The organism is Mesorhizobium sp. B2-5-3, from assembly GCF_006441005.1.
Lineage (GTDB): Bacteria > Pseudomonadota > Alphaproteobacteria > Rhizobiales > Rhizobiaceae > Mesorhizobium.
Map to the genome: position 1 here is coordinate 435,186 of NZ_VFUS01000002.1, position 13,037 is coordinate 448,222.

The 13,037-nt window shown below is 64.8% G+C and carries 16 protein-coding genes; 4 read left to right on the forward strand and 12 right to left on the reverse strand.

The features are described 5' to 3' along the window. Positions 1–3 precede the first annotated feature (3 nt). Complete coding sequence (locus FJ867_RS06730) at positions 4–918, reverse strand: DMT family transporter (protein ID WP_140584066.1); 915 nt, start codon at positions 916–918, stop codon at positions 4–6. Positions 919–1,016: 98 nt separating this feature from the next. Between FJ867_RS06730 and FJ867_RS06735 the strand changes: the two genes are divergently transcribed. Then, positions 1,017–1,502 carry a MarR family transcriptional regulator gene (locus tag FJ867_RS06735; protein ID WP_140558165.1) on the forward strand — a complete coding sequence of 162 codons (486 nt, stop codon included), beginning with the start codon at positions 1,017–1,019 and terminating at the stop codon, positions 1,500–1,502. A 4-nt stretch (positions 1,503–1,506) separates the two neighbouring features. Here the strand turns inward: FJ867_RS06735 and FJ867_RS06740 are convergent, their stop codons facing one another. The 4 genes from FJ867_RS06740 to FJ867_RS06755 are packed head-to-tail and all read right to left on the reverse strand — an operon-like array spanning position 1,507 to position 3,897. Continuing rightward, positions 1,507–1,932, reverse strand: a complete 426-nt coding sequence (locus FJ867_RS06740; protein ID WP_140558163.1) for a DUF1178 family protein — start codon at positions 1,930–1,932, stop codon at positions 1,507–1,509. Next, complete coding sequence (locus FJ867_RS06745; protein WP_140558162.1) at positions 1,929–2,789, reverse strand: carbon-nitrogen hydrolase family protein; 861 nt, start codon at positions 2,787–2,789, stop codon at positions 1,929–1,931. The genes FJ867_RS06740 and FJ867_RS06745 overlap by 4 nt, the downstream gene beginning before the upstream one ends. Positions 2,790–2,799: 10 nt before the next feature. Beyond that, entirely contained in the window at positions 2,800–3,069 is a 270-nt protein-coding gene (gene grxC, locus FJ867_RS06750; RefSeq protein ID WP_140500918.1) for a glutaredoxin 3, read from the reverse strand. A gap of 27 nt (positions 3,070–3,096) precedes the next feature. Beyond that, the gene (locus FJ867_RS06755; RefSeq protein WP_140500963.1) at positions 3,097–3,897 is read right to left on the reverse strand and encodes a ComF family protein; all 801 of its coding nucleotides are present in this window, start codon (positions 3,895–3,897) and stop codon (positions 3,097–3,099) included. 66 nt (positions 3,898–3,963) lie between these two features. Here FJ867_RS06755 and FJ867_RS06760 point away from each other — a divergent pair, with 66 nt between their 5' ends. Then, on the forward strand, positions 3,964–4,836 hold the full coding sequence (locus FJ867_RS06760; RefSeq protein ID WP_140513845.1) for a methyltransferase domain-containing protein: 873 nt from the start codon (positions 3,964–3,966) through the stop codon (positions 4,834–4,836). 27 nt (positions 4,837–4,863) lie between these two features. Here the strand turns inward: FJ867_RS06760 and FJ867_RS06765 are convergent, their stop codons facing one another. The 6 genes from FJ867_RS06765 to FJ867_RS28670 all read right to left on the reverse strand — a co-directional run bounded on the left by FJ867_RS06765 (position 4,864) and on the right by FJ867_RS28670 (position 8,275). Continuing rightward, positions 4,864–5,043: a Flp family type IVb pilin gene (locus FJ867_RS06765; RefSeq protein WP_140500916.1), complete on the reverse strand. Its 180-nt coding sequence runs from the start codon at positions 5,041–5,043 to the stop codon at positions 4,864–4,866. A gap of 109 nt (positions 5,044–5,152) precedes the next feature. Then, complete coding sequence (locus FJ867_RS06770) at positions 5,153–5,467, reverse strand: hypothetical protein (protein ID WP_140500915.1); 315 nt, start codon at positions 5,465–5,467, stop codon at positions 5,153–5,155. Positions 5,468–5,612: 145 nt separating this feature from the next. Next, positions 5,613–6,035 (reverse strand): (deoxy)nucleoside triphosphate pyrophosphohydrolase, encoded by a 423-nt coding sequence (locus tag FJ867_RS06775; protein WP_140625586.1) that lies wholly within the window; start codon positions 6,033–6,035, stop codon positions 5,613–5,615. Positions 6,036–6,043: 8 nt separating this feature from the next. Beyond that, entirely contained in the window at positions 6,044–6,796 is a 753-nt protein-coding gene (locus FJ867_RS06780) for a GNAT family N-acetyltransferase (protein ID WP_140500961.1), read from the reverse strand. A 29-nt stretch (positions 6,797–6,825) separates the two neighbouring features. Next, a complete protein-coding gene (gene argJ / locus FJ867_RS06785; protein WP_140565928.1) occupies positions 6,826–8,067 on the reverse strand; it encodes a bifunctional glutamate N-acetyltransferase/amino-acid acetyltransferase ArgJ in 1,242 nt (413 codons plus the stop codon). Then, positions 8,015–8,275 carry a hypothetical protein gene (locus FJ867_RS28670; protein WP_181168325.1) on the reverse strand — a complete coding sequence of 87 codons (261 nt, stop codon included), beginning with the start codon at positions 8,273–8,275 and terminating at the stop codon, positions 8,015–8,017. Before FJ867_RS28670 ends, argJ begins: the two co-directional genes overlap by 53 nt. A 130-nt stretch (positions 8,276–8,405) precedes the next feature. Here FJ867_RS28670 and FJ867_RS06790 point away from each other — a divergent pair, with 130 nt between their 5' ends. Continuing rightward, entirely contained in the window at positions 8,406–9,005 is a 600-nt protein-coding gene (locus FJ867_RS06790) for a TetR/AcrR family transcriptional regulator (protein WP_140525449.1), read from the forward strand. A 63-nt stretch (positions 9,006–9,068) separates the two neighbouring features. On the opposite strand, the gene FJ867_RS06795 is transcribed toward FJ867_RS06790, so the two are convergent. Continuing rightward, positions 9,069–9,995 carry a peptidylprolyl isomerase gene (locus FJ867_RS06795; protein WP_140558156.1) on the reverse strand — a complete coding sequence of 309 codons (927 nt, stop codon included), beginning with the start codon at positions 9,993–9,995 and terminating at the stop codon, positions 9,069–9,071. A 259-nt stretch (positions 9,996–10,254) separates the two neighbouring features. Here FJ867_RS06795 and secA point away from each other — a divergent pair, with 259 nt between their 5' ends. Then, positions 10,255–12,987 carry a preprotein translocase subunit SecA gene (secA, locus tag FJ867_RS06800; protein ID WP_140500910.1) on the forward strand — a complete coding sequence of 911 codons (2,733 nt, stop codon included), beginning with the start codon at positions 10,255–10,257 and terminating at the stop codon, positions 12,985–12,987. Positions 12,988–13,037: the final 50 nt, after the last annotated feature.

Genomic DNA, 13,037 nt, shown 5'->3' on the forward strand with positions numbered 1-13,037 from the left:
GGCTCACGCCGCCTGACTCTGCGCCTTCGCGCTGGGCCGGCTTTGCGCCTTGGTGGTGATGAACACGCCGGCCGTGATGATGACAGCGCCTGCCCAGGTCAGCAGCTGATAGTGTTCGCCGAGGAAGATCGTGCCCGCGAACAGCCCGACGGCCGCCGCCACATAGCCGATCTGGCTGAGATAGACCGGGCCGCCCACCGCCTGCAGCCGGAAGAAGAAGGCAAACATTGCCGAAGCCGACGCCATCTGCGCGACGACCACAGGCGGTACCGCGCCCAGCGGAACAAACGCTTGCCAGCCGAAAAGCGTCAGGATGCCGAGGAGAAGCAAGGTCGCCGACGCCAGATGGCTGCCCACGGCAAGCTCGATCGGGCCGGTTCCTTCGGGCCAGTCGACGGTGCGGTAGATGTTGCCCGCGGCAAGGCTGACCGGGATCAGCAATCCGATCGTTACCCAGAAATAATCGGCCGGTTGGCCAGCTTCGCCGCGTGTGAGCGCGACCATGACCGCACCGATGAAGCCGACCGCAATGCCGATGACGCCGAGCAGGTTGGGGCGCCGAACGCCAAGCAAGATCGAGAACACGAGCGTGATCACCGGCGATAGCGTGAACATGATGCCCGTGTATCCCGCGCCGAGATGCGGGATGGCCGAAAACATCAAGAGGTTGGGAAAGGCATAGGACACCGCCGCCGTGACGAAGAAATAGCGCAGCTTGCGCGCCGTAAGCTTGATGCGCTCGCCACGCAGCAGGAGAGCCAGCAACAGCACGCCGCCGGCGCCGAGCGAGATGACGAAGGCCCAGACCATGGCTGGAACGCCGGCGGCGGTCGCAAGCTTGCCGAACGGCAGCGTGAGGCCAAGCAGGCCGCCCGTCACGACCAACAGGCCAAGCGCCGAATCCCAGAGAAATTTCATCTGATGGTCCTCGTCATCGTCGCCGGCACTTGGCCGCCACTTCATTTTCCGATAAGATAACGAAAAGATTCTTAACGTCAAGATACATGGCAGAGTAGATGGACAGGGCGGCAAAGGCGATCGAACAATGGAACAGGGAGCGGCCGGACCTTGACGTCTCGCCGATGGGCGTGATCGGGCGGTTGAATGAAGCATCCTCGCTGATTGCCCGCGAGCGCCTCGCGCCGTTGTTTGCGCGCTATGGATTGCAGGCCGGCGAATTCGACGTGCTGGCGACGTTGCGCCGCTCGGGCGCGCCCTACGCGCTGACCCCGACCGCCCTTTACGAGGCGACGATGGTGACCTCGGGCGCCATGACCAACCGGCTCGACCGGCTCGAAACCTCAGGGTTGATCGTGCGCGGTCCGCACCCCAATGACCGGCGCGGCATCGTCGTGCGGTTGACTGAAAAAGGTCTCGCTTTGATCGACGAGGCCGTTACGGCCCACGTCGCCAACGAGCACGAGATTCTTTCCGGCCTGACGCAAGCCGAACGGGAAACGCTTTCGCGCCTGCTTGAAAAATTGATCGGCAGCGTAAGCTGACCGCTCAGTTCCGATCCTCCGGAAACACCGGGATCGGCATGAACTCGACGCCGTCCTCGGCCAGACTCTTGGCCTCCTCCAGCGTCGCCTCGCCATAGATGCCGCGCGGGTCGGTCTCGCCGAAATGGATCTTGCGCGCTTCCTCGGCGAATTTGTCGCCGACGTAATCGGCATTCTCGCGAACCTTCTCGGCCATTGCCTTCAGCTGCGCCAGCGCCTGCTTCTGCGCCTCGCCCATGGCGAGCGCTATCGTTTCCTGCTTGCGCGCCGTCGACACGGCCGGCGCCATCAGGGCTTTCTCCACCTTGTGCGAGCCGCAGGTCGGGCAATCGACGAAGCCACGCTTCTTCTGCGTGTCGAAATCGTCATTGCTGCGGAACCAGCCCTCGAACTCGTGATCGTTTTCGCAGATCAGGGAGAAGCGGATCAAGAGGCCGCTCCCCTGAGACGCGATGCCTCGGACGAACCGGCATTGATAGCGAAATCCCGCGCATTTTTCAGATTGGGGATCTTCTTGCGAGCCGCCAGCGACTGCGCGGAGTCGATCTCGGCGACGATCACCGCCGGCTCATTGTGCGCCGCCTCCGCGATGACGCGGCCCCACGGATCGACGATCAGCGAATGGCCATAGGTTTCGCGGCCGTCCTCGTGAAGGCCGCCTTGCGCAGCGGCCACGACATAGGCGCCGTTCTCGATGGCGCGGGCCCTGAGCAGCACGTGCCAATGCGCCTCGCCGGTTTGGCGGGTGAAGGCGGCGGGCACGGAAAGCAGGTCGGCGCCGGCTAGCGCCTCGGCGCGGAACAGTTGCGGAAACCGCAGGTCATAACAGACGGCAAAGCCCAGCTTGGCGCCTTCGATGGTCGTGACGACCGCCTCCGTGCCGGGCTCGTAGGTCGCGGATTCGCGCCAGCTCTCGCCATTGTCGAGATCGACGTCGAACATATGGATCTTGTCATAGGAGGCGAGCGTGGCGCCGTCCGGACCGAACAGCAGCGCCCGGTTGGCGAGCTTGCCGTCGGCGCGCAGGATGGCGGTCGAGCCGATATGCAGGTGGACGCCAAGTTCGCGGGCCAGTCGGCGGGCGGTCCCGACGATGATGTCCTTGTCCTCTGAGGTGAAAGACGCGGCCTTCTTGTCACGCACCAGCGCTCCGGTCATTTCCGGTGTCTGGATGTAGCTCGCCCCCTGGCCGGCTGCCTCGCGCACCAGCCGCTCGAGCTCGATTGCGTTGCGCTCCGGCCTCTCCCCCGAACGCATCTGGATCGCGGCCGCCTTGAAAACACCCATCGTCATATCCTCAATTCGTCGAGCCATTGGCGAGCAACTTGTCCAGTCGGCCTTGCGCCTCCAGCTCGTGGAGGTCGTCGCAGCCGCCGACATGCGTGTCGCCGACGAAAATCTGCGGAAAGGTTGTGCGGCCATGGGCGCGCGAAATCATCTCCTGGCGCAGTTCCGGTGAAAACGACGCGTCATGCTCCGTATAGGCGATGCCCTTGCGCTCGAGCAGCCGCTTGGCGGCCGTGCAGTAGCCGCACATCATGCGTGTATAGATGGTGACGTCGACCATGACGAATTTCCACTGTTTGTTGCCGACTTATATAGTCGTGGACTCGTCGGCCCGAAAGTCCCCCGGCAGCACGCGTGCGAAGGTCAGCACGTCGACGGCGCCGGCCCCTGCTTTTTTCAGCGCCTTGCTGGCGGCGCGAACCGTGGCGCCCGTGGTGTAGACGTCGTCGATCAAAAGCACGCGGCGGCCGGCGATCTCGATTTCCGCTTCAGCAGGCACGCGAAAGGCGGCCCGCACATTCTCCTCGCGGTCCTTGCGCTCCAGCCCGACCTGCTGGCGCGTGAGCTTGACACGCCGCATGGCCGAGGGTGCGAAAGACAGGCCGCTGAGCTCGCAGACCGCCCTCGCCAATTCCGCCGACTGGTTGAACCGCCGCCTGAAGAAGCGGCGCCAGTGCAGCGGCACCGGCACCACCACATCCGCCTCGGCAATGAGGTCAGCGCCCGCGCGCAGCATCCAGCGCGCCATCCACGGCGCCAGGTCGGTGCGATCCTGGTACTTCAGCCCCTGCACCATCTGGCGGGCGACGCCGGAATAGGCGACGGCCGCCCGCGCCCGCTCGAAGGGCGGCGGATCGGCGATCGCCTCGGCGGACAGAAAGCCCTCGCCCATATGGTGGGTGAACGGCGTGCCCATCACCGGGCACCAGGGCCGCTCCAGGAGGCGCAACTTCGGCCAGCAGGCGCCGCACAGAACGCCGGGCTGCGAGACATGCCTGCGGCAGCCGGCGCAGACAGGCGGGAACAGGATGCGCGCCGGCCAGTTCGCCGCCGACCGTGCAAGGTTCCTGATGTCCAGAGGCTTGATCTTGGGCATGGGATCGGCCACGTGGTGGGTGCTGTGCGCCACTATATCAACTCCATCGGGGAATGGACAAACAAAGGATCTGCCCGTTTGCTGCCGATAATGGACACCTCACTGTGGCTGGCGCACAAGCAGCGCGCGCTCGATCATCCGGTCGGCGGCGCGGACTTCCTGATGCGGCGCAGTGCCGACGATCTTGCCGACCGGCTGGGTGCCGTGGAGCGCAGGTTTAGCAAGGCAGCGGTGCTGTTTTGCCAGACGTCGGCCGCAGCCGACATCCTCGCCGCGAGCGGCAAGGTGGCGGACATCGTCCGTGTCGAGGCGGATACGGCTTTCCTGGGCAATTCCGCCGGCATGGTAGCGCCGCTGGAAACCGTGCCCTTCGAGCCGCAAAGCCTCGACCTGGCGGTGTCGCTTCTTTCGTTGCAGGCCATGAACGACATTCCCGGCATGCTGGTGCAGATCCGCCGTGCGCTGCGTCCGGACGGGCTTTTCCTCGGCGCCTTCGCCGGCGCCGGCACGCTCGGCGAATTGCGTGAAAGCCTGCTGGCGGCCGAGACCGAGCTTCACGGCGGCGCCAGCCCGCGCGTCATTCCGTTCACCGACGTTCGCGACGCGGGAGCGCTGCTGCAGCGCGCCGGCCTCGCTCTGCCGGTCGCCGATGTCGAGACGGTGACGGTGCGCTATGACAGTCTTTTCAACCTGATGGCCGATTTGCGCGCCATGGGCGAAACCAGCGCGCTTGCCGATCGCAGCCGGCGGCCGGGCACACGCCAGCTGTTCGCCCGCGCCGCGCAAATCTACGCCGAGCGGTTTTCGGATCCCGACGGCCGCATCCGCGCAAGCTTTTCGATGGTCTGGATGTCCGGCTGGGCGCCCGATGCATCGCAGCAAAAGCCGCTCAAGCCGGGTTCGGCCAAGATCTCGCTGAAGACTGTGTTGGAGCAGCCCAAGGGGCAATGACAGTGTCCGCGGACGCGGACAGCCAGATCAGGGTGCGAAAGCGTTGGCAAGCCTGCTGCCATTGTCGCTGAACAGCCAGGTGATCGCGTTGAAGACCTGGCTGATGCCGCCGACGATCGTCAGCGACAGTACGGCGACGATCAAGCCGTATTCGACGGCCGTGGCGCCCTTTTCATCGTTCAGGAAACGCAGCAGCACTGTTTTCATCACGTCGATCCCTCTTGCCGGAACCATACCGCCGACCTGTTAAGAAAGGTTAACGGCACAGGCTTAATAGGCGATGAAACCGCCGCCTCTGAAAATGTCTTGGACCCGATCAGCAGTCGCCGCTGGTCCGGCCGTCGGATCGGATGATGCAGACCGAATCGGGCTGCGGCTGAAGCACGCTGCGGCGCACCGTATAGGTATCGCGACGAGTGATCGAACCAGTGGCAGTCATGTCGAGACCGCTGGCAAAATTCCGAGCCGATTGCGAGCGCGTCTGGCTCTCGAGGAAGGGCGTTGCGATCAGGGCCAGCGCCACCGCGGCCGACCCGAACAGCAGCGTGACGCGCAACACGCCCATGCCCGCATCCGCGGCGCGAAAACTGCGGTCGGGCCGGATCGAATCCCAATCCCTGTCTAGGCTCATGCTGTCGCTCCCCAGAAAATCGCCGGCACGGCCGCGACGAGGCAGCCTTGCATCAATTTTTCATGATGAGATAAATCTTCCATTAATGCTGGTTTATGCGCCCCGCAGCTCCGCTCAGCCACAGGCCGCTAGCGGTTCTGTTCGCCTACAGGAGGTCGATCAGGAACGGGATCAGCGGAGCGTCGGCCGGCGGCATCGGGTAGTCGCGCATCTGCCTGGGCCGCACCCATTTCAGCGCCTGCCCCTCCTTCGGCTGGGCGATGCCGCGAAAGCGGCGGCAGATGAAAAGCGGCATCAAAAGATGGAAATCGTCGTAGCTATGACTGGCGAAGGTGAGCGGTGCCAGGCACGGGATGTCGGTCTCGATCGCGATCTCCTCATAGAGCTCGCGGATAAGGCATTGCTCCGGCGTCTCGCCGGGCTCGACCTTGCCGCCGGGAAACTCCCAGAGCCCGGCAAGCTGCTTGCCCTCGGGCCGCTGCGCCAGGAGCACGCGCCCGTCGGCGTCGACCAGGGCGCAGGCGGCGACCAGGAGCAGGCGCTTGCCGGCGATCGTCACATCATTCATGCCCGATTTCACCCATGAACAGGCGGCCGGCGGTAGTGGTAGCGATAGACCTCGTCGAAGCCGAGAGAATGATAGAGCGCCAGCGCCGGCACATTGCCGGCCTCGACCTGCAGCCAGGCTTCCCGCGCGCCGCGCAGCCGCGCCCATTTCAGCGCCGACAGGATCAGGTTGCGGCCGTGGCCCTTGTTGCGTGCCGACTTGTCGGTGGCGACCTCGAACAGGCCGGCGAGATCGCCGTCATGGACGCAGATCAGCGTCGCCAGTGGTTCCGCTCCAGCCTCGAGCGCGAACAGCCCGGCCTCGGGCTGGATGGCGCCGATGATCTCCGACAGGCCTGGCCGCAGCGACGCGTCCGAGCCGCTGACCTTGAGCGACGCGCCGATGAAGCGGCTGATGTCCTTCAACGGGATCTGGTCCATGGCGGCGTCGAGTTGCGCATCCGCCAGCGGCAGCCGCATCACCAGCGATTCGTCGAACCGACTCCAACCCTCGCGGTCGAGATGGCTGGCCAGATCCGGCCCCGATAACGGCGACATGCGGAAGGTCAGCGGACGGCCATAGGCATCGAAACGGCGGCTGGCGCGGCCGATGCGGTCGGCGATGTGCTGGGTGTCGCCGGGATCGAGCGGATTGACCGAATTCAGCCGCTTGGCCGGATGTCCGGCCGTCAGCCGCACCACCCAGGTGCCGTCATAATGGACTGCCGCCGCGGGCCAGGCGCGGAACCCGGCCGCCTCATAGCGGCGCACTGTCGCCAGCATGCTGGCCGGATGTTTGGAAACCAAGTCCGTCAGCTCCGGTAGTCGCCATTGATGGCGACGTATTCCTTGGTGAGGTCGCAGGTCCACACCGTCGCCTTGCCGCGGCCGATGCCGATATCGGCGCGGATGCGGATGTCGTCGCGCTTCATATACGCCGAGGTCGCTTCCTCCGAATAGGCCGGATCGCGCTCGCCCTCATGCGCCAGCCTGTTGTCGCCGAACCAGATCGACAGGCGGTCGCGGTCAGCCGGCTCGCCGGCCTTGCCGACGGCCATGACGACGCGGCCCCAATTGGCGTCCTCGCCGGCGACCGCGGTCTTGACCAGCGGCGAATTGGCGATCGAGAGCGCGATGCGCTTGGCCGAGCGCGCCGATTTCGCGCCGGTAACGGTGACTTCGACCTGCTTGCGGGCGCCCTCACCGTCGCGCACCACTTGCAGCGCCAGCGACTTCAGCACTTTGCCGAGCGCACGGCGGAACGCCCCCAGACGGGCATCCTTGGGGTCGGTTACCTCCGGCGCGCCGCGTTTGGCGGCCTTTCCGGTGGCGAAGAGCAGCAGCGTGTCGCTGGTGGAGGTGTCGCTGTCGACGGTCACCGCGTTGAAGGTCTTGGCCGTGCCGCGCGACAGCAGATCCTGCAGCACGGGGGCGGCGATCGGCGCATCGGTGGCGACAAAGGACAGCATCGTGGCCATGTCGGGTGCGATCATGCCGGCGCCCTTGGAAATACCGTTGATGGTGACATCGGTGTCACCGAGCTTGACGGTCTGCGTCGCCACCTTCGGATAAGTGTCCGTGGTCATGATGGCTTTGGCCGCCTCGGTCCACAGGTCGGGCTTGCCGTTGCTGACCAGACCAGCCAGCAGATGGCTGAACTTGGTTGTGTCAAGCGGCTCGCCGATGACGCCGGTCGAGGCCAGGAACACCTCGCCTGGCGTGCAGCCGGCAGCCTTGGCTGCCGCTTCGCCCGTCAGCGCGGTGGAGTCCCGGCCCTTCTTGCCGGTGAAGGCGTTGGCGTTGCCGGAATTGACGACGAGCACCCGGGCCTTGCCCGCGGCAAGGTTCTGCCGGCAGAAATCGACTGGCGCCGAGGGGCATTTCGACTTTGTGAACACGCCGGCGACCGCCGTGCCGGGCTCGAAGACCATGGCCAGGAGATCGGTGCGGTTCTTGTATTTTATCCCCGCTTCGGCGGTGGCGATGCGCACCCCCTCGATCTCAGGCATCTTGGGGTATTTCTTCGGCGCGAGCGGCGAAATCGTCGTGGACATGGAACCTCGGACGGGAAAAATCGGCGGAGAAACGCCGGTTTGCCCGATACGGCGCGCCCGCGCAAGGCGTTTTGGTGGCGGCGTGAGAACCGGAATTGGCCTTGACCGGTTCGCAGCCGGCTCCGTTGCAGTTCGCTGGCACCGCCCTGCCCAGGTTGCGATCGTTGCGACTCGGTGCGGGCGCGCGGCCGGAGTTGGTCAGCACCATGGCGGCCTGCGCATCGTGCGGGAGACATGGCAGGCAAATGTCTCCTGCGTCAGCCGCCAAGAACGGGCCGTTTCGTTCCATCGTCGGATCACTTATATTGCCGGCCTAAACCGACGGCGAGGGCGACAGGATGGCCGAAGAGGCGGATACGGCGCGTAAGTCCATCGGTGCGCGGCGCAATCCCGACAGCGCGGAAGCCATTCTCGATGCCGCCGAGGCGGTGTTGGTCGAGGCCGGCTATGCCGGCTTCTCGATCGAGGCCGTGGCGCGGCGGGCGCGTGCCGGAAAGCCGACCATCTATCGCTGGTGGCCGAGCAAGGCCTCGCTGCTGCTGGAGGTCTACCAGCGCCAGAAACGCGTCGATGTTCCCGATACGGGAAGACTGGAAGAGGATCTCGTCGGCTTCCTCAAGAACCTGTTCGCGCACTGGCGCGAGACGTCGTCGGGCAGCGTGTTCAGGTCGCTGATCGCCGAGGCGCAGTCGGACGAAACGGCGGCCACGGCCCTTGCCGGCTATACCGGCGGGCGCCGGGCCCACACCGGCCAGATCATCGAGCGCGCCAAGGCAAGGGGCGAGGTCGCGGCCGATGTCGATCCGGCTGTGGCCGCCGACCTGGTGGCTTCCTATGCGTGGCGGCAGCTCCTGACCAACCGGCTCGACGAAGACGAGGCGACGATACGCAAGGTGGTCCGCTATCTCCTGCGAGGCATAGAGGGGCCCGACGGCTGAACTGACGCAACAAGGGCGCGGCGCCCTTTGGCCACCGCGCCCCTTTTTCGAAACCGTTCTGGTTTACTTGGCGCTTTCCAGCGTATCGACGGCCTTCTTCAAATTGGCGTCGGGAATTTCGACCTTGGCATCGGCGCGCAGCGACTTGACCAGCGCGAAATACTTGTCGCGGATGACCGCCTGCTTGGCCTGGTCCTTGACGTCGTCGAAGGCCGGCGGCTGCTTGGTGCGCTTGTCCTCGAGCTTGATCACATGCCAGCCGAACTGCGACTGCACCGGCTGCTCGGTGTATTTGCCGACCTCGAGCGCGAAAGCGGCCTTGTCGAATTCCGGCACCATCTGGCCAGGTCCGAACCAGCCGAGATCGCCGCCACTGGTCTTGCCGCTCGGATCCGAGGTGTGCTCGTTGGCGAGCTTCTGGAAATCGGCGCCGCCGTCGAGTTGCTTGATAATCGCCTCGGCCTCTTCCTTCGTCTTCACGAGGATGTGACGGGCATGCACCTCGTTGACCGGCGGCGTGTTGGCGATCTCCTGGTCGTAGCGGGCGCGGATCTCGGCGTCGGTGACCTTGTCGACGACGCCCTTCTCGACCATCTCGCCATGCAGCGCGCGCTGCTGCAGGAAGGCCATGCGGCGCTGGAAATCGGGATCCTTGTCGAGACCGGTCGAGACGGCCTGGGCGGCCATGACGCGGATCTCGATTGCGGCCGAAAGCGCCGCGGCGCGGCGTTGCTCGGCCGGGAGTTGCGCGAACTGCTGCGACAGCTCGCCTTCGGCAAGCACGAGATCTGCTTCGGTGAGGGGTTGGCCGTTGACGGTGGCAACCACTGTATTCGGATCGACCGGTGCCGCCGGTGCGGCCGGTGCCGCTGGTGGTGCCGGCTGGGCTGGTGCGGTTTCCTGCGCCATCAGCGGCGACAGGCAAAGAGCCGACAGGCCGACGGCCAGGCCGAGGCTGGCGAGCGACGCACGGCGGAACAACAAGGACATTAAGATGACTCCGATGAGGATGTGAAGGACGGGAGGCTTCCAGATCAGCCAGATTGTGGCCGAATTTGGCGCGACCGGCAGGGCCAGCGCGGCGTTGACATCAGTTGAGCCCCCTCTTATCTGTCCAACGACTTTGCGTCCAGAACCGTTTTCCGGGCGCTTTTTGCGTTGCCCGCATACAGGCGGCGCATTCACGTTGATTTGATGGGGCCGGCCGGCGCTCGTCTCAGTTTGAGAATTCTATCGAAAGGACCATTGGATGGTCAGTCTCGGCGGTCTCGCCCGTAAGGTTTTCGGCTCCTCCAACGACCGCAGGGTCAAGTCGACCCGGCCCCGTGTCGAGGCGATCAATGCCATGGAAAACGAGATGCGGGCGCTCTCCGATGCAGAGCTCGCCGGCCGCACGGAAAAATTCCGCCAGGACATCGCCAACGGCGCCAGCCTCGAGGACCTGCTGATCCCGGCCTTCGCCACCGCCCGCGAGGCGGCGCGCCGCGTGCTCGGCATGCGCCCCTTCGACGTCCAGCTGATCGGCGGCATGGTGCTGCACAATGGCGGCATCGCCGAGATGCGCACCGGTGAGGGCAAGACGCTGGTCGCGACCTTGCCCGTTTATCTCAATGCACTGGCCGGCAATGGCGTCCACGTCGTCACCGTCAACGACTATCTCGCCACCCGCGACTCCGAATGGATGGGCCGCGTCTATAAGTTCCTCGGCCTCTCGGTCGGCGTCATCGTCCATGGCCTGTCCGACGAGGAGCGCCGCGTCGCCTACGCCGCCGACGTCACCTATGCCACCAACAACGAACTCGGCTTCGACTATCTGCGCGACAACATGAAGTACGAGCGCGCCCAGATGGTACAGCGTGGTCACAACTACGCGATCGTCGACGAAGTCGATTCCATCCTGGTCGATGAAGCGCGCACGCCGCTGATCATTTCCGGTCCGCTCGAGGACCGTTCGGAAATGTACAACACCATCGACACTTTCATCATCCAGCTGCAGCCGCAGGATTATGAGATCGACGAGAAGCAGAAGACCTCCATCTTTACCGAGGAAGGCACCGAGAAGCTCGAGAACCTGCTGCGCGACGCCGGCCTGCTCAAGGGCGAGTCGCTTTATGACGTCGAGAACGTCGCCATCGTCCATCACGTCAACAATGCGCTGAAGGCGCACCGCCTGTTCCAGCGCGACAAGGACTATATCGTGCGCAACGGCGAGATCGTCATCATCGACGAGTTCACCGGCCGCATGATGCCCGGCCGCCGCTACTCGGAAGGCCTGCACCAGGCGCTTGAAGCCAAGGAGCATGTGGCAATCCAGCCGGAGAACCAGACGCTCGCCTCCGTTACCTTCCAGAACTATTTCCGCCTCTACAAGAAGCTTTCCGGCATGACCGGCACCGCGCTGACCGAGGCCGAGGAATTCGGCAACATCTACGGCCTCGAAGTCACCGAGATCCCGACCAACCTGCCGGTCATCCGCAAGGATGAGGACGACGAGGTCTACCGGACGGTCGAGGAGAAATACAAGGCGATCGTCAAGGAGATCCGCGAAGCCAGCGCCAAGGGCCAGCCGACGCTGGTCGGCACCACCTCGATCGAGAAGTCCGAGCAACTGGCCGAGCGGCTGCGCAAGGAAGGTTTTAAGGATTTCGAGGTGCTGAACGCCCGCCATCACGAGCGCGAGGCGGCGATCGTCGCCCAGGCGGGCAAGCCCGGCGCCATCACCATCGCCACCAACATGGCCGGCCGCGGCACCGACATCAAGCTCGGCGGCAATGCCGAGATGCGCATCGCCGAGGAACTGGGCGACATGCCCGAAGGGCCCGAGCGCGAGGCGCGGGAAAAGGAAATCTATGCCGACGTCGAGCGCCTGAAGGAAAAGGCGCTGGCTGCCGGCGGCCTCTACGTGCTCGCCACCGAACGCCACGAGTCACGCCGCATCGACAACCAGCTTCGTGGCCGCTCCGGCCGCCAGGGCGACCCCGGCCGCTCGAAATTCTTCCTGTCGCTGCAGGACGATCTGATGCGCATCTTCGGCTCCGAGCGCATGGACGGCATGTTGCAGAAGCTCGGCCTCAAGGAAGACGAGGCCATCATCCATCCCTGGATCAACAAGGCGCTGGAAAAGGCGCAGAAGAAGGTCGAGGCGCGCAACTTCGACATCCGCAAGAATCTTCTGAAATATGACGACGTTTCCAACGACCAGCGCAAGGTCGTGTTCGAACAGCGCATCGAGCTGATGGACGGCGAAGGCCTGTCGGAGACCATTGCCGAGATGCGCGAAGGCGTTATCGACGAGATCGTCGCCAAGGCCATTCCCGAGAACGCCTATGCCGAGCAGTGGGATGTCGCCGGGTTGAAGGCCGAAGTCGCCGAGTTCCTCAATCTCGACCTGCCGATTGAGGAATGGGTCAAGGAAGAAGGCATCGCCGAGGACGACATTCGCGAGCGCATCACGCAAGCCGCCGACGCCGCCGCCAAGGAGCGCGCCGAGCGCTTCGGGCCCGAGGTGATGACCTATGTCGAGCGCTCCGTGGTGCTGCAGACGCTCGACCATCTGTGGCGCGAGCACATCGTTAATCTCGACCATCTGCGTTCGGTTGTCGGCTTCCGCGGCTACGCCCAGCGCGATCCTTTGCAGGAATACAAGAGCGAGGCGTTCGAGCTGTTCCAGGCGATGCTGGGCAATCTGCGCCAGGCCGTCACCGCGCAGCTGATGCGCGTCGAACTGGTCCGCCAGGCTGCCGAGGCCCCGCCGCCGGAAGCCCCCGACATGTTCGGCACGCATATTGACGGTACCACCGGCGAGAACGATTTCGAAGGCGGCGAAACCGCCCTTCTGGTGCGCCAGGAAAGCAACGCCATCGTCGCCCCCGAAGACCGCGACCCCAACAACCCCGCCACCTGGGGCAAGGTCGGCCGCAACGAAGCGTGCCCCTGCGGCTCCGGCAAGAAATACAAGCACTGCCACGGCGCTTTCGCGTAAGGAAAACCTGCAGGGCTCACATTCCCGGATTTCTGATCCGGGCGAGATTC

Excerpts from the sequence above, each read along its gene's own strand:
- FJ867_RS06730 (WP_140584066.1), bottom strand. The coding sequence starts at position 918 with ATGAAATTTCTCTGGGATTCGGCGCTTGGCCTGTTGGTCGTGACGGGC.
- FJ867_RS06735 (WP_140558165.1), top strand. The coding sequence starts at position 1,017 with ATGGACAGGGCGGCAAAGGCGATCGAACAATGGAACAGGGAGCGGCCG.
- FJ867_RS06745 (WP_140558162.1), bottom strand. The coding sequence starts at position 2,789 with ATGGGTGTTTTCAAGGCGGCCGCGATCCAGATGCGTTCGGGGGAGAGG.
- grxC (WP_140500918.1), bottom strand. The coding sequence starts at position 3,069 with ATGGTCGACGTCACCATCTATACACGCATGATGTGCGGCTACTGCACG.
- FJ867_RS06765 (WP_140500916.1), bottom strand. The coding sequence starts at position 5,043 with ATGAAAACAGTGCTGCTGCGTTTCCTGAACGATGAAAAGGGCGCCACG.
- FJ867_RS06770 (WP_140500915.1), bottom strand. The coding sequence starts at position 5,467 with ATGAGCCTAGACAGGGATTGGGATTCGATCCGGCCCGACCGCAGTTTT.
- FJ867_RS06775 (WP_140625586.1), bottom strand. The coding sequence starts at position 6,035 with ATGAATGATGTGACGATCGCCGGCAAGCGCCTGCTCCTGGTCGCCGCC.
- FJ867_RS06780 (WP_140500961.1), bottom strand. The coding sequence starts at position 6,796 with ATGCTGGCGACAGTGCGCCGCTATGAGGCGGCCGGGTTCCGCGCCTGG.
- argJ (WP_140565928.1), bottom strand. The coding sequence starts at position 8,067 with ATGTCCACGACGATTTCGCCGCTCGCGCCGAAGAAATACCCCAAGATG.
- FJ867_RS28670 (WP_181168325.1), bottom strand. The coding sequence starts at position 8,275 with ATGGTGCTGACCAACTCCGGCCGCGCGCCCGCACCGAGTCGCAACGAT.
- FJ867_RS06790 (WP_140525449.1), top strand. The coding sequence starts at position 8,406 with ATGGCCGAAGAGGCGGATACGGCGCGTAAGTCCATCGGTGCGCGGCGC.
- FJ867_RS06795 (WP_140558156.1), bottom strand. The coding sequence starts at position 9,995 with ATGTCCTTGTTGTTCCGCCGTGCGTCGCTCGCCAGCCTCGGCCTGGCC.
- secA (WP_140500910.1), top strand. The coding sequence starts at position 10,255 with ATGGTCAGTCTCGGCGGTCTCGCCCGTAAGGTTTTCGGCTCCTCCAAC.